The organism is Polaribacter sp. PL03 (genome assembly GCF_033875165.1).
Lineage (GTDB): Bacteria > Bacteroidota > Bacteroidia > Flavobacteriales > Flavobacteriaceae > Polaribacter.
Window position 1 is genome coordinate 346,831 of the sequence record NZ_JAWZSV010000002.1, and the last position, 19,989, is coordinate 366,819.

20 protein-coding genes and 1 tRNA gene are annotated in these 19,989 nt (G+C 27.7%); 16 read left to right on the forward strand and 5 right to left on the reverse strand.

What is annotated here, in order from left to right; all coding sequences use genetic code 11:
- Positions 1–2 precede the first annotated feature (2 nt).
- The 8 genes from SHK09_RS04810 (at position 3) to SHK09_RS04845 (ending at position 9,480) form a co-directional block, all read left to right on the forward strand.
- Entirely contained in the window at positions 3–1,475 is a 1,473-nt protein-coding gene (locus SHK09_RS04810) for an ankyrin repeat domain-containing protein (RefSeq protein ID WP_319809645.1), read from the forward strand.
- A 5-nt stretch (positions 1,476–1,480) separates the two neighbouring features.
- A complete protein-coding gene (locus SHK09_RS04815) occupies positions 1,481–1,981 on the forward strand; it encodes a DUF2271 domain-containing protein (protein ID WP_319809646.1) in 501 nt (166 codons plus the stop codon).
- A 4-nt stretch (positions 1,982–1,985) separates the two neighbouring features.
- Positions 1,986–4,178 carry a PepSY domain-containing protein gene (locus tag SHK09_RS04820; protein WP_319809647.1) on the forward strand — a complete coding sequence of 731 codons (2,193 nt, stop codon included), beginning with the start codon at positions 1,986–1,988 and terminating at the stop codon, positions 4,176–4,178.
- 10 nt (positions 4,179–4,188) lie between these two features.
- Complete coding sequence (locus tag SHK09_RS04825) at positions 4,189–4,542, forward strand: DUF6686 family protein (protein ID WP_319809648.1); 354 nt, start codon at positions 4,189–4,191, stop codon at positions 4,540–4,542.
- 105 nt (positions 4,543–4,647) lie between these two features.
- Positions 4,648–5,739 carry a hypothetical protein gene (locus SHK09_RS04830; RefSeq protein WP_319809649.1) on the forward strand — a complete coding sequence of 364 codons (1,092 nt, stop codon included), beginning with the start codon at positions 4,648–4,650 and terminating at the stop codon, positions 5,737–5,739.
- Positions 5,740–5,825: 86 nt separating this feature from the next.
- Positions 5,826–7,877: a histidine kinase gene (locus tag SHK09_RS04835; protein WP_319809650.1), complete on the forward strand. Its 2,052-nt coding sequence runs from the start codon at positions 5,826–5,828 to the stop codon at positions 7,875–7,877.
- Between the two features lie 6 nt (positions 7,878–7,883).
- Complete coding sequence (locus SHK09_RS04840) at positions 7,884–8,726, forward strand: metallophosphoesterase (protein WP_319809651.1); 843 nt, start codon at positions 7,884–7,886, stop codon at positions 8,724–8,726.
- A 4-nt stretch (positions 8,727–8,730) separates the two neighbouring features.
- Positions 8,731–9,480, forward strand: a complete 750-nt coding sequence (locus tag SHK09_RS04845) for a LytTR family DNA-binding domain-containing protein (RefSeq protein WP_319809652.1) — start codon at positions 8,731–8,733, stop codon at positions 9,478–9,480.
- Between the two features lie 103 nt (positions 9,481–9,583).
- On the opposite strand, the gene SHK09_RS04850 is transcribed toward SHK09_RS04845, so the two are convergent.
- The 3 genes from SHK09_RS04850 to SHK09_RS04860 all read right to left on the reverse strand — a co-directional run bounded on the left by SHK09_RS04850 (position 9,584) and on the right by SHK09_RS04860 (position 11,693).
- Positions 9,584–9,659: transfer RNA gene (locus tag SHK09_RS04850), tRNA-His, on the reverse strand.
- Between the two features lie 53 nt (positions 9,660–9,712).
- Positions 9,713–10,429 carry a bacillithiol biosynthesis deacetylase BshB1 gene (bshB1, locus tag SHK09_RS04855; protein ID WP_319809653.1) on the reverse strand — a complete coding sequence of 239 codons (717 nt, stop codon included), beginning with the start codon at positions 10,427–10,429 and terminating at the stop codon, positions 9,713–9,715.
- A 109-nt stretch (positions 10,430–10,538) separates the two neighbouring features.
- The gene (locus SHK09_RS04860; protein WP_319809654.1) at positions 10,539–11,693 is read right to left on the reverse strand and encodes a PLP-dependent aspartate aminotransferase family protein; all 1,155 of its coding nucleotides are present in this window, start codon (positions 11,691–11,693) and stop codon (positions 10,539–10,541) included.
- A 74-nt stretch (positions 11,694–11,767) separates the two neighbouring features.
- Here SHK09_RS04860 and SHK09_RS04865 point away from each other — a divergent pair, with 74 nt between their 5' ends.
- The 4 genes from SHK09_RS04865 to SHK09_RS04880 all read left to right on the forward strand — a co-directional run bounded on the left by SHK09_RS04865 (position 11,768) and on the right by SHK09_RS04880 (position 14,803).
- On the forward strand, positions 11,768–12,466 hold the full coding sequence (locus SHK09_RS04865) for a DUF2520 domain-containing protein (RefSeq protein ID WP_319809655.1): 699 nt from the start codon (positions 11,768–11,770) through the stop codon (positions 12,464–12,466).
- A gap of 56 nt (positions 12,467–12,522) precedes the next feature.
- A complete protein-coding gene (locus tag SHK09_RS04870; RefSeq protein ID WP_319809656.1) occupies positions 12,523–13,047 on the forward strand; it encodes an HAD-IIIA family hydrolase in 525 nt (174 codons plus the stop codon).
- A 62-nt stretch (positions 13,048–13,109) separates the two neighbouring features.
- Positions 13,110–13,532, forward strand: a complete 423-nt coding sequence (locus SHK09_RS04875) for a DUF2147 domain-containing protein (protein WP_319809657.1) — start codon at positions 13,110–13,112, stop codon at positions 13,530–13,532.
- Between the two features lie 38 nt (positions 13,533–13,570).
- Positions 13,571–14,803 carry an ATP-binding cassette domain-containing protein gene (locus SHK09_RS04880; RefSeq protein WP_319809658.1) on the forward strand — a complete coding sequence of 411 codons (1,233 nt, stop codon included), beginning with the start codon at positions 13,571–13,573 and terminating at the stop codon, positions 14,801–14,803.
- Position 14,804: 1 nt separating this feature from the next.
- On the opposite strand, the gene SHK09_RS04885 is transcribed toward SHK09_RS04880, so the two are convergent.
- The gene (locus SHK09_RS04885; RefSeq protein WP_319809902.1) at positions 14,805–15,446 is read right to left on the reverse strand and encodes a protein-L-isoaspartate(D-aspartate) O-methyltransferase; all 642 of its coding nucleotides are present in this window, start codon (positions 15,444–15,446) and stop codon (positions 14,805–14,807) included.
- Between the two features lie 239 nt (positions 15,447–15,685).
- Here SHK09_RS04885 and SHK09_RS04890 point away from each other — a divergent pair, with 239 nt between their 5' ends.
- The 3 genes from SHK09_RS04890 to SHK09_RS04900 all read left to right on the forward strand — a co-directional run bounded on the left by SHK09_RS04890 (position 15,686) and on the right by SHK09_RS04900 (position 18,391).
- Positions 15,686–16,645: a Gfo/Idh/MocA family oxidoreductase gene (locus tag SHK09_RS04890; RefSeq protein WP_319809659.1), complete on the forward strand. Its 960-nt coding sequence runs from the start codon at positions 15,686–15,688 to the stop codon at positions 16,643–16,645.
- A gap of 215 nt (positions 16,646–16,860) precedes the next feature.
- Complete coding sequence (locus tag SHK09_RS04895) at positions 16,861–17,748, forward strand: 3-hydroxybutyryl-CoA dehydrogenase (protein ID WP_319809660.1); 888 nt, start codon at positions 16,861–16,863, stop codon at positions 17,746–17,748.
- 79 nt (positions 17,749–17,827) lie between these two features.
- Positions 17,828–18,391, forward strand: a complete 564-nt coding sequence (locus tag SHK09_RS04900; RefSeq protein WP_319809661.1) for an acyloxyacyl hydrolase — start codon at positions 17,828–17,830, stop codon at positions 18,389–18,391.
- Between the two features lie 58 nt (positions 18,392–18,449).
- On the opposite strand, the gene SHK09_RS04905 is transcribed toward SHK09_RS04900, so the two are convergent.
- Positions 18,450–18,923 (reverse strand): Dps family protein, encoded by a 474-nt coding sequence (locus SHK09_RS04905; RefSeq protein ID WP_319809662.1) that lies wholly within the window; start codon positions 18,921–18,923, stop codon positions 18,450–18,452.
- A 104-nt stretch (positions 18,924–19,027) separates the two neighbouring features.
- Between SHK09_RS04905 and SHK09_RS04910 the strand changes: the two genes are divergently transcribed.
- The gene (locus SHK09_RS04910; RefSeq protein WP_319809663.1) at positions 19,028–19,966 is read left to right on the forward strand and encodes a hydrogen peroxide-inducible genes activator; all 939 of its coding nucleotides are present in this window, start codon (positions 19,028–19,030) and stop codon (positions 19,964–19,966) included.
- The last annotated feature ends 23 nt before the right edge of the window (positions 19,967–19,989 follow it).

Genomic DNA, 19,989 nt, shown 5'->3' on the forward strand with positions numbered 1-19,989 from the left:
TAATGAAAAAAGCATCTAAAATATCTATACTATTTCTATTAATTAGTATAACAATAACAGCACAGAAAGTAAATGTTTTTCATGACAAAGCATTTTGGCAAACAAACCCAAGCATTACCATAATAGATAAAAAAATTACAGAAGGAAATGATATTACAGCTTTAAATAGCAATGCTTTTGACGGAGCTGTCTATGCTATTTTAGGTAAAGTAGATAATAAAACAATTAAATATATCTTATCGAAAAAAGGAAATGACGTTAATAAAAAAACGCATGACGGACGAACATATATTTTTTGGGCAGCTTACACTAACAATCTAGAAATAATGAAACATGTATTTTCTAAAGGCGCAAAAACTAATATTATAGATACTCATGGAAACACATTTATGAACTTTGCTGCTTCGGCTGGTCAATTAAACTTAGAATTGTACAAATATAGTTTTAAGATTGGCGCAGATATAACCAAAGAGAAAAATCATGATGGTGCAAATGCGCTATTATTAATAGCTCCTCATTTAAAAAATTACAAACTCGTAGAATATTTTATTACAAAAGGAGCTTCTGTAAATGATAAAGATACAGACGGCAACGGACTTTTTGAATATGCTGCTAGAGGAGGAAACACTAAATTCTTAACCATACTTTTAGAAAAAGACATAGACAAAGGTAACAATGCTATGATTTTTGCTAGTCAAGGTTCTAGAAATAAAAAAAACACACTAGATACGTTTCAGTTTTTAGAAAAAAACGGCATTAACCCAAATACTGTTGATAGTAAAAATAGGAATCCGCTTCACTTTATTGCAAGAAATAGTAAAGATCTTTCAATTTATAAATACTTTATTAAAAAAGGAGTAAATGTAAATTTACAAGACCATAACGGCAACTCTCCTTTTATAAACGCTGCAAGTAGAAACACATTAGAAGTTATTAAATTACTTTCTAAAGATATAAAAAACATCAATTTAAAAAATAATGACGGACGTTCTGCTTTAACCAATGCTGTAAATAGAAACTCTATTGATGTTGTTAACTTTTTATTAGAAAATAACGCAGACATTAATATAATAGACAAAGAAGGCAATACACTTTCTTTCTATTTAATTAATACTTTTAAAGCAAATAACGCTAGTATTTTTAATACTAAATTAAAAGTTTTAACAAAAAACGGACTTGTTATAAATAAGCTTCAAAACTCTGAAAACACGTTATTACATATTGCTACTCAAAGACAAAATTTACCATTACTTAAAAAATTAGCTTCTTTTAAAATTGATGTAAACGCTTTAAATAAAGAAGATTTATCTGCTTTACAAATTGCTGTAATGAAAGCGAAAGATTCTAAAATTATTAAATACCTATTAAGTATTGGCGCAGATAAAAATGTAAAAACAACCTTTAATGAATCTATTTTTGATCTAGCTTCTGAAAACGAATTGTTGAAAAAACAAAATATTAACTTTTTAAAATAAAAATAATGAAAACTAAAAAAATATTATTAATAATTCCTGTTTTTTTATTGACGCTAACTGCTTTGTTCAGTTTTAAAAAATACAACGAAAGTTCTGCATACAAATGTATGATTCAAATGAAAAACTATACAGGTGAAGGCGCTTATGTAGTGGTTTCATTATTAAACCCAAAAGGCGAATATGAAGAGACTTTGTATGTGCAAGGAGATGATGACGAATGGTATTTTGATATTAGAGAATGGTGGAATTTTCAAGGTAAAAAGAGAGCTAATATCGATGCAATTACTGGTGCAACAATTAGTGGTGGACAGCGTACAATTAGTGTTATTAGAATTGCTGATGATAAATTAGATAAAGGATATAAAATTAGATTTGAAACAGCCGTAGAAGATCAAAAATATAATAAAGATGATGTAGAGTTTGATTTGACAACTGCTAATTTGAATTCTAAGATTGAAGGAAAAGGATTTATCCGTTACGTAAGAATGTTACCAAATAAAAAATAACCAAATGACAATTTCTATTTGGAGATACAGCCATTTAACTCTAGCTATATCTTCTGCTTTATTTATTATAATAGCTTCTATTACAGGTGTTATTTTAGCTTTTGAACCAATTACAGAGAAACTAAACTCTTACGATGTTGTAAACCTTAATACTGTTTCAATTTCTGAAACAGTTGCTGTACTACAACAAAAGTATGATGAAGTAATAACAATAGAAATTGACGAAAACAACTTCGTATCTACAAATATTATTGCCGAAAATGGTAAAAGCGAAACATTTTATATAAACCCAAAAACAGGAGAAAAGATTGGCGAGTTAAATTCAAAATCCCCCATTTTTGAATTTACCACAAACTTGCATCGTTCTTTATTCTTAAAATCTACTGGTAGGTTTATTTTGGGTTTTGTTTCGTTTTTACTCTTTTTAATTTCTATTACAGGAATGTTATTAATAGCTAAAAGACAAGGTGGTTTTACTAAATTTTTCTCTAAAATTGTTAAAGAAAATTTTAATCAATATTACCATATTATTATAGGTAGATACACATTAATACCAATTCTAATTATTACAATAACAGGTATATATTTATCTTTAGAAAAATTCTCTTTACTACCAAAAGATACAGCAACTCACGTAAATAGTAAACAGAAAAAAAATAGCACTACTATTAAGGTTGTAGATTTTAATATATTTAAAGAAACTAAATTAAGTAAAATTCAAAAAATAGAATTTCCGTTTTCTAAAGATGAAGAAGATTATTTCTATGTAAAATATACCAATAAAGAGCTTGCAATTCATCAATTTACAGGGCAAATTATTAGTAAAAAGAAACAAAATTTAGTTACAGCAGGTTCATATTACAGTTTGCTATTGCACACAGGAAAAGGATCTATTTTATGGTCTGTAATTTTACTATTAACTTGTTTTGCTATTTTATTCTTTATTTTCTCTGGTTTTTCTATGACTTTAAAGAGAAGGAAAAAAACCACATTAATTAAAAATAAGTTTACTAAAGATGAAGCTGATTATATTATTCTTGTTGGTTCTGAAACAGGAAGTACATTTAACTTCGCGTCAAGTTTTTATAATGCATTAATACATGCGGGTAAAACTGTTTTTTTATCAGAATTAAACGATTATACAACTTACAAAAATGCAGAAAACATAATTATCTTTACTGCTACTTATGGTGAAGGTGACGCACCTATAAATGCAAATAAATTTCTACAAAAAATTAATAAAATACCATTAAACAATGCTATAAAATTTTCTGTAGTTGGTTTTGGTTCTAAAGAATATGCGCTGTACTGTAAATTTGCAATTTTAATACAAGCTAAATTACAGTTACAAGAAAAATTTACTCCTATTTTACCCATTTGTAAAATAAATAATCAATCTTATTTAGATTTTAAAGAATGGGCAACCGCATGGAGCTCGTTTTATAAAATAGCACTAGAACTAGAAGATCCTATTGCTTCAGATAAAAATGAAGCAATTTTTACAGTAGTAAATAAAACGGAAATAAATAATGACAATACCTTTTTAATTCAATTAAAACCTGATAAAAAAACAACTTTTGTTTCTGGAGATTTACTTTCTATAACTCCAGAAAATGAATCTAGAAGTCGTTTATATTCTATAGGTAAAATAGAAAACACACTTCTTTTAAGTATTAAAAAACACGAATTTGGTTTATGTTCTGGCTATTTTAATAGTTTAGAAACAGGTAATAAAATTATAGCTAGCATTCAAAAAAACGAAAAATTTCATCTTCCAAAAAAAGCAAAAGAAGTAATTCTTATTGCAAACGGAACAGGAATTGCACCTTTTTTAGGAATGATACAAAAACCAAGCTCAAAAACTAAAGTCCATTTATTTTGGGGAGGAAAAACAAAACAATTTTTCAATATTTATAAAAAAACAATTAAAGATGCTATCGATAAAAAAGGGCTTACCTCCTATTACACTGTTTTTTCACAAGAACAAAAGAAGAAAATATATGTGCAAGATATAATTAATAAACATTCAGAATTATTTTTAAATGTTTTATTAGAAGGAAATTGCATTATGATTTGTGGTTCTATAGCAATGCAAAAAGGAGTTTTAGAAGTATTAAATGAAATGACAAAAACATATTTAAAAACTCCGCTAGAAAAATTTGAAAACAACAATCAAATAAAAAGTGATTGTTACTAACAAGAACAAAATGTGTAATAAAACAAAAATAATATCTAGAGTTAAAAGTGGTGAGTTGTCTGTTTGCAAAGGTTGTAAAATTTATAGCTTAACATTTAATAATATTTTTTTTCAATTTGAATTAGAAGAATTAATTCAATTTAAAAAATACATTTCTAAAGTAGACGCAGAATATTGGTTAACTTATTATGCCAATACAACACAGAAAAGAAAAATACCAATACAAACATATCATCAAAATTTAATTTTAATCTTTAATTTTGATGAATTCGAAGAACTTAAAGAGCTTTTAAAAATAAAAAGCAACATAAAAAAAACAATATTAGCGCCACAAGACATAGATTATACCTTTATATTAAATTAATTTAACGAATTCTAAACCAAGATATACGAATTCTAAAACTGCTAAAATTTAACCTTACTTCCTATCTACTTTTACAGTGTATTAACATTTAAAAAAGTAGAAATTATGACAACATTCTTAAAACAAACCGTATTAGTATCAGCAGTATTTTTAGCAACAAGCGCTTTTATAAGCTGCAATACTTCAGCAACTAAAACAGGAAATGAAACAACAATAATTGCAGACAATAGTATTCCTATTTCTACAGATTATAAAGAAATAATTTATCAAAAACCAATTGTTTTTATCGCTGGTTTCGATAAAGGAAATGAAACTTTTTATTCGAATGCTAGAACTTATTTTCAAGAAAAAGGTTTAAAAGTTATCGACGGAAAATATTCTTTAGAAGAAATAATTGTTTGGCTTAATAAAAACGGAAATCAACAACCTTTTAGCGAAGTTCATATTGTAAACAAAAGCAATCCTTATAAAGGTATGAATTTAGAAACTGTTGTTAGAGGAGACAAAATAACATCAGAAACCTTAAGAAAAACAATTACACAAGGTACATTACCTAAATTAAAAGATGTAGTAAATAGCAATTCTAAAATTGTATTTCATGCTTCTGGTTTGGTAGAGAATAAAGAACTTTTAAAAACTTTAAAAGATGCTTTTCATTCAGCAGAAAACCCTAAAGTTGTTGCTTCTCCTTATCATACAATATTTGGCGGTAAGTTTTCTAATCATTATTTAGCGCAACCTTATTATGTATTTTATCCAACTGCATATTCTCCAGGAAAAATGGATTTATCTAAAGAAATTGCAAAGAAATACCCAGAAGAAAAAGATATCGATTGGTATGATGCTTTAAACAACGAAGAAGAAAGATATGTTGGTGAAGCTTATACAACTCAATTTACAATACCTGTTAAATGGGAATTCGATTATTTTAATACAGACAATCAAATGCCAAAATTTAAAACTGTAGATGATGTTATGGATTGGATTGAGTCTCAAGACGAATTACTTTCTGAATTAAAGAAATACAATGTATCTGTAGAAAAATTTAGATGGAATTGGTCTGTAAAAGGCAGCCAATTAGTAATTAGAGGAAGAACAACCGGTTTGTGTGTATTAAAACCATTAATTAAACCTTATGGAGATTTAAAACATGTAGAACCAGATACAAGCAACAAACGTTTATATGCTTTAAAATAAATTGAATTAGAAATTGTAGTTTAACAAACGTCATTACACCTAATTAAAAATGGTGTAATGACGTTTTAATTAGTAAGTTTGTTAATATGAAATTTATAGTTAAAGAAATTAGTTTATTAACAGATCTTTCCAATAAAGGAACTATAATGAGCTTTATAATTTTCACGCTTCTATTTTTTAGTTCTTTTTATGCGAATTCTCAAGAAAATAATTTTAAAGAAATAACTGCTTTTAACGAATTTAAAGACTGTACAATTAAAGAAATAACGCAAGATAAATACAATAATATCTGGCTAGCAACCAACAAAGGTCTGTTAAAATTTAATGGTGTTTCTATAAAAAGTTATGATTTTAATATTGGTAATTCATCTAGATTAGTAAACAGCCTCTTAACTAAGAATGATTCCATTTTTATAGGAAAAGATAAGAGTTTACACTTAAAAACTCACAACCAACTTTTAACTTTTGAAGCAAAAGGAGTAAATAAAATATTTAACCACAACAACAATTATTTTATAGGTTCTAACCAAGGAATCTTTCATTTTAATAAAAACTATTTACAACCTCTAAAAACCACTTATAATTTAGATTTTTCTATTATAAATGATATTATTTTTTATGACAATAATTTTATAGTAGCTTCTAATAGTGGTCTTTGGATTGTCTCAGATTTATTTAATCCTAAAAAAATAGAGAATATTAGCAGAGGTAATTATAACGCTTTACTTAAAGTTAAAAACAAATTATTTGTTGTAAAAAATAATACTGAAATTCAAGAATTAAATACAGATTATCAACTTATAGAAAAATATTCTAAGAGTGAAATAACTAGCATTTATGCTATTAGCAACAAACTTTATGTTACTTCTAAAAATGAAGGTATAGATATCTTAAACGCAAGTACTTTTATTTTTGAAAAAAGACTTAATAAATATAATAGCAATATAAAATCGAATACAATAAAAACTGTATTCGAAGACGTAGAAAAGAATGTTTTTGTAGCAACTAAAAACAAGTTATATCTTAAACAAAGTAATAATTATTTAGAAAGTACAACCTTATTTATTTCTGGTTTAACTGTAAATTATATTCCTATAGATTCTATAAATATTAACGCATACGATGCCATTTTACAATTAAAACCAAATGAGAATAACCTCTCTTTTTTATTACATAGTGTTTCTATAAACAACAGTAAAAACATAGAATTTAGGTTTAAATTAAAAGGTAAATTTTCTCCTTGGAGCACTAATAACCAAGTAAATTTTGCCAGTTTAGAACCTGGTAAATATAATTTTATTGCAGAGTCTCGTTTTAAAAATAGTAAAGAAATAAATACCAAATCATTTACTTTTTTTATTGATACTCCTCTTTATAAAAAAATATGGTTTCTTATTTTATGTACTGCTATTTTCTTTTTGATTTTAGCAGGAATAATAGAAGTTTATATTCGTAACATAAATAAAAAAAATCAACAAAAAGTAGCTGCTTTAAAGCTAGAAAATCATTTATTATCTTTAGAGCAAAAAGCATTGCAATTACAAATGAATCCGCACTTTATTTTTAACGTATTAAATGGTATAAAGGCTTTAGGAAACTCAGATAATAAAAAGGAATTAAACAAAACAATATCACAATTCTCTATACTTTTAAGAAGTGTTTTAAACAACTCTAGAGTAGAAGAAATTAGCTTAAAAGAAGAAATTGAAACTTTAGAAAATTATTTAAGTTTAGAACAAAAAATGAGTTCTAAGAACTTTCATTTTTCGATTGAAACAAATCTAAATAATATCGATTCAGAAGAAATCTTAATTCCACCAATGCTATTACAACCTTTTGTAGAAAATGCTATAAAACACGGTATTTCTAAAATAACATCAGAAGGAAAAATTAGAATTCTATTTAATGTAAAACATCGTTTCCTAGAGTCTACTGTTATAGATAACGGAATTGGAGTTTTCCAATCTCAAAAAGAAAATACAAGTAAAAACCATAAATCTGTTGCTGTAAAAATTACCAAAGAAAGAATTGAAAATTTATCTAAATCTAGTGCTTTTTCTATGGAAGAAACAAAAGAAAAAAACAATATTTCTGGAACAAAAATTTGGTTTAAAATCCCTTTAAAAACCGATTATTAAAGAGTTATGAAAAGAAGAAAATTTATAAAAAACACAGTTTTAGGTTCTGCTGGTATTGGTTTAATTACAGGTTTATATAGTTGGCAAATAGAACCTTTTTGGTTAGAATTTGTAAATATAAAAATGCCTATTAAAAATTTACCTAATAATTTAGTTGGAAAAACAGTAATGCAAATTAGTGATATTCATATAGGTAATAAATTTGATTATCAATACATAATAGATTCTTTTGAAAAAGCTAAATTGTTAGCGCCAGATTTTGTTGTTTATACAGGTGATTTTGTTTCTTATGAAAATGAAGAACAATTCGAGCAACTAAAAAAGGTAATGAAATTTGCCGTAAATGGAAAGTTAGGAACTGCAGGCGTTTTAGGAAACCATGATTATGGTAATGATTGGCTAGAACAAAATGTAGCAAATACTATTACAGATATTTTAGAAAATGCTGGTATTTCTATTTTAAGTAACGAACAAAAAGAAATAAATGGTTTAAATATTATTGGAATAGATGATTTTTGGGGAATGAATTTTAATCCGAAAAAGATAATGAACAACTATCATAAAAATAAAGCAAATCTTGTTTTATGTCACAACCCAGATGTTTGCGACTTAGATGTTTGGAATAATTATAAAGGATGGATTTTATCTGGGCATACTCATGGTGGGCAAGTAAAACCTCCTTTTTTAAAACCACCAATTTTACCTGTTAAAAATAAAAGGTACAGTGCTGGTGAAATCGATTTAAATGACGGAAGAACCTTGTATATAAATAGAGCATTAGGTAATTTATACCAAGTTCGATTAAATGTAAGACCAGAAATAACTATTTTTAAGCTATCTCAAGCATAAATTTATGACAAAATCCACTGCAATTATAGTAGAAGACAATTCTTTAGCATTAGAAATGTTAATTAATGATATTACTAATAATCACAACGAAATTAAAATTATAGGAACAGCAACATCTGTTGTTGAAGCTGCAAAATTATTACAAACTACAAAACCAGATATTTTATTTTTAGATATTATGTTAGGTGATGGAACTGGTTTTGATATTTTAGAAATTTTCCCTAATCTAAACTCAAAAATTATCTTTGTTACTGCAAGTGATGCTTATGCAATTAAAGCTTTTAAATTTGCTGCAATAGATTACATTTTAAAGCCTTATACAGACCAAGACCTATCTAAAGCAATCGAAAAAGCAAACCTACAACTACAGCCAGAAAACGAGCAATTAAAGGTATTAAAACAAGCAATTACAAAGCCTAATACAAAATTAGAGAAAATATCGCTTCATACTTTAGAGAAAATAATTGTTGCTAATATTGCTGATATTATTCGTTGTAAATCTGATAATAATTACACAACTTTTTATTTTAACAATAACGAAAAGATATTAGTTTCTAAAACCTTAAAATTTTATGCAGACTTATTAAAAGAAGTTGGTTTTTTAAGAGTGCATCAAAGTCATTTAGTAAATACAAAATATATTAAAGAATTTATAAAATCTGATGGCGGTTATTTAGTTTTAACAGACAACGCTAATGTACCCGTATCTGTTAGAAAAAGAAACGAAGTATTGGCTGTATTAAACTCTTTTTAAATATAATAAAAATTAAAAAAGTCCTTCTTTTACAAGAAGGACTTTTTTTTGTTAAAATATAAGCACAAAAAAAGCTTCTTATTTCTAAGAAGCTTTAATTTTTGGGTGGAAGACGGGATTCGAACCCGCGACCCTCGGTACCACAAACCGATACTCTAACCAACTGAGCTACAACCACCATATAATTGCGGCTGCAAATATAAAACTTTTTTACAATCTAAACCAATAAAATTTAAATTAATTTACTTAAATTTTCTACAGCAACGTAACGCTCTGAGGTAAAACCTTCTGCGTATTCAACTCCAATTAGTCTTCCTAAGTCTTTAGCTCTATAATTTATACTGTCTATAAAGTTCTTACTTGTAATTGGTGTTTCTGGCTCATTACTCTTAGGGTCATAGAACTGAGACGAATACGCTAAAACAGCAGCTGCTTTGTTTTCAATAAAACCAGTTACATCAACAACAAAATCTGGTTTAATGTTTTTCCATTGAATATAATGATACACTTGTTTTGGTCGCCATTTTTCTTGCTGCTTCCCTTCTACTTCTGTTTCAATTTTTAACAATCCACTTAAAAAACAAGCATCAGAAACTAATTTACTTCCTTTTCCATGATCAATATGTCTATCATCAATTGCATTACATAACACAACTTCTGGTTTATATTTACGAATCATTTTAATAATTTCTAATTGATGCTCTTTATCATTTGTAAAAAAACCATCTGAAAAGCCTAAATTTTCACGAACGGAAACACCCATTATTTTTGCTGCATTGTTTGCTTCAATAATTCTTAATTCTCCAGAACCACGTGTTCCTAATTCTCCACGTGTTAAATCTACAACACCTACTTTTTTACCTAAAGAGACTTCTTTAGTAATTGTTGCGCCACAACCTAATTCTACATCATCGGGGTGAGCACCAAAAGCTAATATATCTAGTTTCATTTTTTAGATTATTTTAATATTTTATTTGTTGAATAATTGGTTTGACGTTTTATTATAAATTAATTTACAAATCTAAAAGTTATTAAACACTTTCAACAGAAAAACTATCTTATTGTAAGCTTTTTATTGCTTGTTCAATATCTTCAATTAAATCCTTTGCTTCTTCAATACCTACAGAAAAACGAATTAAACCGTCTTTTATTCCTCTTTCTAAACGTTGTTCTTCTGTTAATAAAGCATGTGTAGTTTGTGCAGGACTTACTGTTGTACTTTCTAAACCAGCCAAACTCATAGCAGGTTTAATTAATTGTAATGCATTTTGAAAAGCCATCGCATCGATGCCTTCTTTTAACTCAAAAGACAGCATTGCTCCAAAACCTTTCATTTGTTTTTTTGCTAATTCGTGTTGTTTATGACTTTTTAAACCAGGATAATAAACACGGTCTACATTAGAATTTCCTTCTAAATATTCTGCCATTTCTTGTGCATTTCGTGTTTGCTCTTTTACACGAATATTTAGCGTTTTTAAACTTCTTTCTAATAACCAAACTGTATGATCACTTAAATTACCACCAAAATTAATAGCTGTTTTCCATATATGAGCAATATGTTCTTTAGACGCAGCAATTGCACCGGCAGAAATATCTGAATGCCCTCCCATATATTTTGTTGCAGAATGTAACATTATATCTATACCAAAATCTACAGGATTTTGGTTTATTGGAGATGCAAACGTATTATCTATCATTGTTAGTATTCCGTTTTCTTTAGCCAAAGTAGCGATAGCTTTTAAATCTGTAATACCTAATAATGGATTCGAAGGTGTTTCAATATAAAGAATTTTTGTGTTTTCTTTTATTAATGATTTAAAATCGGCTGCTTTATCAGATTCTGTAAATGAATATTCAATTCCGAATTTATCAAACTCTGAAACTATAAAATTATAGGTTCCTCCATAAATTACTTGCTGAATAATTACATGATCTCCTGTTTTTAAGAAAGCAAACATTGCTGCAGATATTGCTGCCATACCAGAACCAAAAATTAAACCATCTTCAGTTTTTTCTAAAGCGGCAATTTTTTTACACAACATTTCTTGGTTTGGTGTGTTAAAATATCTTGGGTATCTTTTTACATCTACACCTTCAAAAGCATATGATGTAGACATATACATTGGTGAGACTGCTCCTTTAAATTGTTCATCTTTTACTTCTCCTGTGTGTACACAGATAGTATTTATTCCTGGTAAATTTTTATCTTTCATTCAATTTAATTTTCATCAGCTAATTTAGTAAAAGCAATTTTAAATTTCTATAAATTTTGAATATCTTCGCTATAATGATATCAGTACTAATTATAGGAAATGGAAATGTAGCACATCATTTAGAAAAAGCTTTTTTAAAGGCTGAAGCTATTGATGTTATAAAAATTAGCTCTAGAAAATTAGCAGAAATTACAGAAGCAGACATTACTATTCTTGCGGTTTCAGATGATGCAATTGCAGAAGTATCATCAAAAATTAAAAATTCTTTTGTTGTACATACTTCTGGTAGTTTTTCTATGGAAGACTTAAAGAATAACACAAAAAAAGGTGTTTTTTATATGTTACAAACTTTTTCTAAAGCCAAAGAAGTAGACTTTTCTAAAGTCCCTTTTTGTTTAGAAGCAGAAAATAAGGAAGATGCTTTTTTATTAGAAAAATTAGCAAAAGCAATAGGAAAAAAAATATATGCTATAAATTCTGAACAACGAAAAGCATTACATGTTGCTGCAGTTTTTGTAAATAATTTTACAAATCATCTCTATAAGATAGGAAATGATATTTGTAAGGAAAATAAAGTACCATTCGAAATCTTAGAACCTTTAATAGATGAAACTGCGCTAAAAATTAAAACACTTTCTCCTGAAAAGGCACAAACAGGTCCTGCGATTAGAAACGACAATAAAACCATTAAAAATCATTTAGATTTGCTAAATCATAAGCAACAAGAAATATACAATATGCTTACAAAATCTATTAAAGATTCTGTACAATAAATACTAAAAACAAACAACACTTTAAACTCTGTTTTAAAGGTTTATAAATAATACATATGGAAATTAGTTACAAACAATTATTACCTAAAATTAATACTTTTATTTTTGATGTCGATGGCGTTTTAACAAACGGAATGTTAACCATAATGCCAGATGGTGAATTGGTAAGACACATGAATGTAAAAGATGGTTATGCCATGAAAAACGCCTTAAATAAAGGGTATAGAGTTTGTATTATTTCTGGAGGAACCAATGAAGGTGTAAGAAAAAGACTTGCTACTTTAGGTATAGAAGATATTTATTTAGGCGCACATGATAAAATAAAGCAATACGAAGAGTTGGTTAAGAAGTACAATTTAAAACCAGAAAATGTGTTGTATATGGGAGATGATGTACCAGATTATCCTGTAATGAAATTAGTAGGTTTAGCAGCTTGCCCAAATGATGCGGTACAAGAAATACAAAATGTTTCTAAATACATTTCTTACAAAAAAGGAGGCGAAGGTTGTGTAAGAGATGTAATTGAACAAGTTTTACGCGTACAACAAAAATGGGATCATAATTTTGACGCAAGTTTATAATCTTTTTAAATGTACCTTTCTAAAAAATTATTTTTAGATTAATTAACTAAATATTTTAAAATATGAAAAAAACACTTTTTACCTTTTTATTTATAGCCGTAACAGTCTCTATAAATTCTCAAACAATTTTTGGAAAATGGAACTCTAAAACTGATGCAGGTGAAGTTGATTCCGTTTTAGAAATCTACAAAAAAGATGGTAAAGCTTATGCAAAAGTGGTAGAGATTATGAATCCTGCTAGAAAAAAAGCACTTTGTGTAGATTGTGAAGGCGAATATAAAGACAAGCCAATCTTAGGCTTAAATATATTATCTGGTCTAGAAAAAGATGATGATGAATGGTCTGGAGGTACAATAGTAGATCCTAGAAATGGAAAAACATATCAATGTTATATTAAACTTGTAAAACCTAATAAGCTAAAATTAAGAGGCTACATTGGTGTTTCTCTTTTTGGAAAAACTGCTTATTGGGAAAGAGTTAAGTAATTTTTAGAGTAAAAAACTTCAATAAATTATTGAATGATATGAAGAAGATACATTATGCTATTAAAAATGAAAGTCTTTCTACTAAAAACACATTAGTAGAAAGTATTCTAAAAGGCAATCACTCTTTATCTATTTTAAAAAATAAAAATGGACTTCTATTTTCTAATACTGTTTTACAGAAATTTATAGAAAAAGAAGCCAAATACGATACACAAATTTTAACATTAAAAGAGAATAGAAGCATTCGTACTTTTTCTAGTGGAGAACAAAAAAAAGCACTACTTAACTACTTAATAGAACAAAAACCAGCATTTTTAATTTTAGATAGTCCATTTGAAAGCCTAGATATTAAAGCCGTTTCTAAATTAGAACAAACGCTTATTAATTTATCTTCAGAAATATTACTGATTCAGATCTATAATAGAAAAGATGAGCTTCTACCTATAATTACAACTATTTTAAATATTGAAAACGATGCAATTGTTAGCAGTATTGCAATAGAAAAATATAATTTTAAAGAGGCAGAAATTGCTTTTAAAGGTGATGTACCTAAACCTATCACTTTTTATAAAAACATACCAGAGCAGCTCGTTTTATTGCAAAATGTAAATGTAGATTATAATGGTGATTCTGTTTTAAATGCTATTAATTGGCAAATTAATAAAAATGAATTTTGGCAATTAATAGGTCCTAATGGTTCTGGAAAAACAACCATTTTATCTATGATTTATGGTAATAATGTAAAAGCCTTTAGACAAGAAGTTTATTTATTTGGTAAGAAAAAAGGTACAGGAGAAAGTGTTTGGGAAATAAAAGAGAAAATAGGTTTTTTTAGTCCAGCAATATTAGAGTTGTTTACTAGAAAAATAACCGTTATTCAAATGATTCTTTCTGGTTTTTTTGATAGTATTGGTTTATATGAAACTCCAACTTATTTACAAATTTCTCTTGCAGAAAAATGGATTAAACTATTGGATTTAGAATCTAAAAAAAACACTTCTTTTGAGAATATATCTACAACAACACAAAGACTAATTTTAATTGCAAGGGCAATGATTAAGCATCCTCCATTATTAATTTTAGACGAACCTTTAGTTCATTTAGACAACCAAGGTACTGCAATTGTTATAGCGCTTATAAATAAAATTGTTTCAGAAAGTGAAACAACGGTGCTTTTTGTTTCACATAGAAATGTTGCAGGTTTAGCTCCTAATTTAATATATGAACTTACACCTAGTAAAAACGGTTCTTCAGGAAATGTAAAAATATAGATTAATTTTTCTCTTCTAACATTGGCACAAAAGCAAAATCACCTAATTCGTGTTTTTCAAATTCTTTGGCAGATTTTCTAATAAAAAGTGTCATTATTTGGGTTTTATCACCAACAGGAATTAACAACATCCCTCCTATTTTTAATTGTGCTAATAAAGGATTTGGCACATATGGCGCACCTGCAGTTACTATAATTTTATCGAAAGGAGCTTGCTCTTTTAAACCTATATAACCATCTCCAAAAATAAATCTTTTAGGTTTATAACCAATTTTAGGTAAAAACAAAGAGGTTCTTTTAAATAACTCTTTTTGTCTTTCTATAGTATAAACTACAGCTTTTAACTCTAATAAAACAGCTGTTTGATATCCAGAGCCAGTACCAATTTCTAAAACTTTATCTCCTGCTTTTATTTCTAAAGTTTGCGACTGAAAAGCAACCGTATAAGGCATCGAAATGGTTTGTTCTGCAGCAATAGGAAAAGCCTTGTCTTGGTAGGCATGCGCTTCAAAACTAGAATCGATAAACAAGTGACGAGGAATACTACGTATCGCATTTAATACATTATTGTCTGTAATACCTTTTGCTTCTAATACAGTAGCTAGTTGATTTCTAAGTCCGTGGTGTTTTGAAGTGTCTTTCAATTGTAAAATTTTTCTAGAGTCTAAAAATAGTAATAATTCTAAATACATTCTTATAAAATTGTATCTTTGTTTTCGTTGATTATTTCTGATGTTTCTTCAGAAAATTCAAAACAAATTATATAACGTCATTACGAGTAATTTATCTGTTATAAACAGTAAATAACGAAGTAACTTCTTCTTTAGAAGATTTCTTCTCTCGAGTTCTCGAGAACTTTGGCAATGACAAAAAACATACATATATGCTAAAAGCTGGAGTTTTAGGTGCTGGTCATCTAGGAAAAATTCATTTACGTTTACTACAACAATCTGAAAAATACGAATTAGTTGGTTTTTTCGATCCTTTTACAGAAAATGCAGAAAAAGTAGCCAAGGAATTTGGTTATAAATTATTTGGTTCTATTGAAGAATTAATAGAAGCTGTAGAAGTTGTAGACATTGTTACACCTACATTATCTCATTTTGAGTGTGCTAAAATGGCTATCGAAAAAGGACGTCATATTTTTGTAGAAAAACCAATTACTAAAACGGTTTTAGAAGCAGAAGCAATAAAAACATTAGCTAGCCAATATCATGTACAAGGACAAGTTGGTCATGTAGAGCGTTTTAACCCAGCATTTACTGCGGTTAAAAACAAAATAGATACACCAATGTTTATTGAAACGCATCGATTAGCAGAGTTTAATCCTAGAGGTACAGATGTTCCTGTAGTTTTAGATTTAATGATACATGATATTGATATTATACTTTCGGTAATAAATTCTAAAGTAAAGAATGTACATGCTAGTGGTATTTCTGTTATTTCTGAAACACCAGATATTGCAAATGCTAGAATTGAGTTTGAAAATGGTTGTGTTGCTAATTTAACTGCAAGTAGAATCTCTATGAAAAACATGCGTAAAACACGTTTTTTTCAGAAAGATGCTTATATTTCTGTTGATTTTTTAGAAAAGAAATCTGAAATTGTTAGAATGAAAGATGTTCCTAATTCTCCGGATGAATTTGCGATGATTTTGCAAAATGCAGAAGGTGTTAAAAAACAAATTTATTTTGATAATCCTGAGGTTGAAAACAACAATGCAATTTTAGACGAATTAGAATCTTTTGCAGACGCTATTAATAATGGCACAAAACCTGTGGTTTCTTTAAGTCAGGGTGCAGAAGCTTTAAGAGTTGCACAAATGATTATAGATTGTTTTTAAGCATTCTTTAAAGTTTTTAAAAAAATACTTTTAGAGTTTTCTAAAAATTAACAAATTAGCGCGTTAGGGATTGAAGTGAAAATCCTTTTTTATGTAGTTCGAGTGAATTTATGAAGTATGAATAAATTAGTACCGAGAATACATAAAAAAGATTGCAACGTAAAGCCCGACCTTTTTAGGTAACGCACAAAACATAAATATTAAAATAATTATTGATGAAAAACATAGCTGTAATTGGTGCCGGAACCATGGGAAATGGAATTGCACACACATTTGCTCAATTTAATTATAAAGTACATTTAATAGATATTTCGCAAGCTGCTTTAGATAAAGGAGTTGCAACTGTTTCTAAGAATTTAGATAGAATGGTTGTAAAAGAAAAAATATCTGAAGCAGATAAAACGCAAACTTTAGCAAATATAACAACCTTTACTTCTATTGCAGAAGGTGTTAAAGATGTTGATTTAGTTGTTGAAGCTGCTACCGAGAACGTAGATTTAAAGTCTAGAATATTTAAAGAACTAGATGCTGCTTGTAACGAAAAAACAATTTTAGCTACAAATACATCTTCTATTTCTATTACTCAGATTGCTGCAGTTACTAACAGACCAGATAAGGTTATTGGAATGCATTTTATGAATCCTGTACCAATTATGAAATTGGTTGAGATTATTAGAGGTTACAATACGTCTGACGAAGTAATGCAAACAATTGTAGATTTGTCTAAGAAAATTGGAAAATCGCCAGTTGAGGTTAACGATTACCCAGGTTTTGTTGCAAACAGAATTTTAATGCCAATGATTAACGAGTCTATAGAGACATTATATAATGGTGTTGCAGGTGTTGCTGAAATAGATACTGTTATGAAGCTAGGAATGGCACATCCAATGGGACCTTTACAGTTGGCAGATTTTATAGGTTTAGATGTTTGTTTGTCTATTCTAAATGTTCTGCATGATGGTTTTAAGAATCCTAAGTATGCACCTTGCCCATTATTAGTAAATATGGTTATGGCGGGTAAATTAGGTGTAAAATCTGGTGAAGGTTTTTATGATTATTCAGAAAACAGAAAAGCAGAAAAAGTTGCTAAAATGTTTAGTTAATTTCATGAAAAACAACGCGCTATTTTTTTTATTTTTTGTTACTTTTCTTTGTGCTGCACAAGAAACTGAAAAAGGTATTTTGAATATAAAAAAAATAGGTTTTTTGTATAATAATGCAAATGAAAAAAACTTTATTTTTGATGATATAGACTATACTTATGAAACGAATACGTATAAATTACAAGCTTTTTATAATTTAGGTTCTTGGAAATCTTTAAATTTTGATTTAATTGTACAACCTCAAATTCAGGTTTTAAAACATCAATTAATTAATGAGCAATTCGTGTTACCATCTGAAGAAAATTATCGAGAAAAAAGAACCGAATTTACAACTCCTAAAACAATGTATTTATATGCTTTAGAACTAGGTTTTGTGCTAAGAAAAGAACTGTTTAAAAATTTAGATTTTGTTACTACAATTGGCTTGGGTTTAGCAACTATAGACACAAGAACAGAACGTTTAGCAAAAGGCTTTACATTTATAGAAAATGGCTCTTTAGGTTTATCTTACAAGACAAGTGCTAAAACCTATTTATATATAGGAAGTAATATTGGGCATGTTTCTAATTTCGACACACAGAAACCAAACAATGGCTATTCGTTTTTAGGGTATGAAATAGGAATCTCTTATAAATTAAAATAAAAAAAAGGAACTCGAATTGAGTTCCTTTTTTTATTTTTAGTTTTAAAAACTAAAAATCTTATTTTCCTAACCAAGAGTTTAACATCCATATTGTTTTTTCTTGCTCTGAAATAAAATCACTCATCATAGAGTTTGTTCCTTCATCATCTGTTTTGTCAGATAAATCTAAAATTTCTCTTTCTATTTTTAATAATTCAGATAAAGAACTAACCACTAATTCTACAGCCATCACATCATTAGAAATATCTTTACCAACAGCAACTGTAGAAGTTTCTAAATAATCTGCAAATGTATGCAAAGGCTTTCCTTGTAACGTTAAAATACGTTCTGCTATGTCATCTATTTTTACTTGAGAATCTGTGTAAAATTCTTCGAATTTAATATGTAAATCAAAAAAATTCTTTCCCTTAATATTCCAGTGCAGTCCTCTTAAATTTTGATAATAAATTTGAAAATTAGATAATAATCCGTTTAAATTATCAACTAAGTTTGCACTTTCCTTTTTGTCTAATCCTAATATTGATTTATTCATTTTATAGTAGTTTTTATTATACATCAAATTTAAGAGAAATTAGTTACAATAAACTATAATAATTATTGATAGTTTTAATATCTTTATCAAAATATTTGATACGAATGACTATTACCCAATTAAAATATGTTTTATCTGTTGCAGAATATCAGAATTTTACTGTAGCAGCAGAACACAGCTTTGTTACGCAACCAACTTTAAGCATGCAAATTCAGAAATTAGAAGATGAATTAGGTGTTAAAATATTTAATCGATCTAAAAAACCAATTGAATTAACAGAAGTTGGTAAGAAGATTGTTGAACAAGCAAAAGTTATTGTAGATGAAAGCAATAGAATCTTAGATATTGTACATCAACAAAAAGGATATATTGGTGGTGAATTTAAATTAGGAATTATACCAACAATAATGCCTACTTTATTACCTATGTTTCTTCAAAATTTCACAAAGAAATACCCGAAAGTAAAGTTAATTATTGAAGAATTAACCACAGAAGATATTGTTAGAAAATTAACAGACGGTCATATAGATGCTGCAATTGCTGCAACACCTTTAGAAAATGAAGCTATTAAAGAAAGACCTTTATACTATGAACCTTTTGTAGGATTAATACCTAAGAGCCATAGACTTTTTAATAACAAACAAATTTCTGCAGATGAGCTAGAAATGGAAGACATTTTATTATTAGAAGATGGCCATTGTTTTAAAGACAGTGTCCTTAATTTATGTAGAAATCATAAAATTGATAATAAAAAAAGATTTCAGTTACAAAGTGGAAGTTTTGATACGTTGATTAAACTTTCTAAAGAAGGTTTAGGAATGACTTTGCTACCTTACTTGCATACTTTAGATTTAAATGATGTTGATAAATCTCATTTACGTGAATTTACAAATCCTCCTCCAGCAAGAGAAGTGAGTTTAATTTACCATAAATCTCAATTAAAAATGCAATTAATTGAAGCTTTAAAAAAGACTATAGATGGTGTTGTTAGAGGTGCTATTTCTTTTTCTGATGTTAAAATTATTAGTCCTATTAAAAAATAAACAAAATACTATCAAACAAAAAA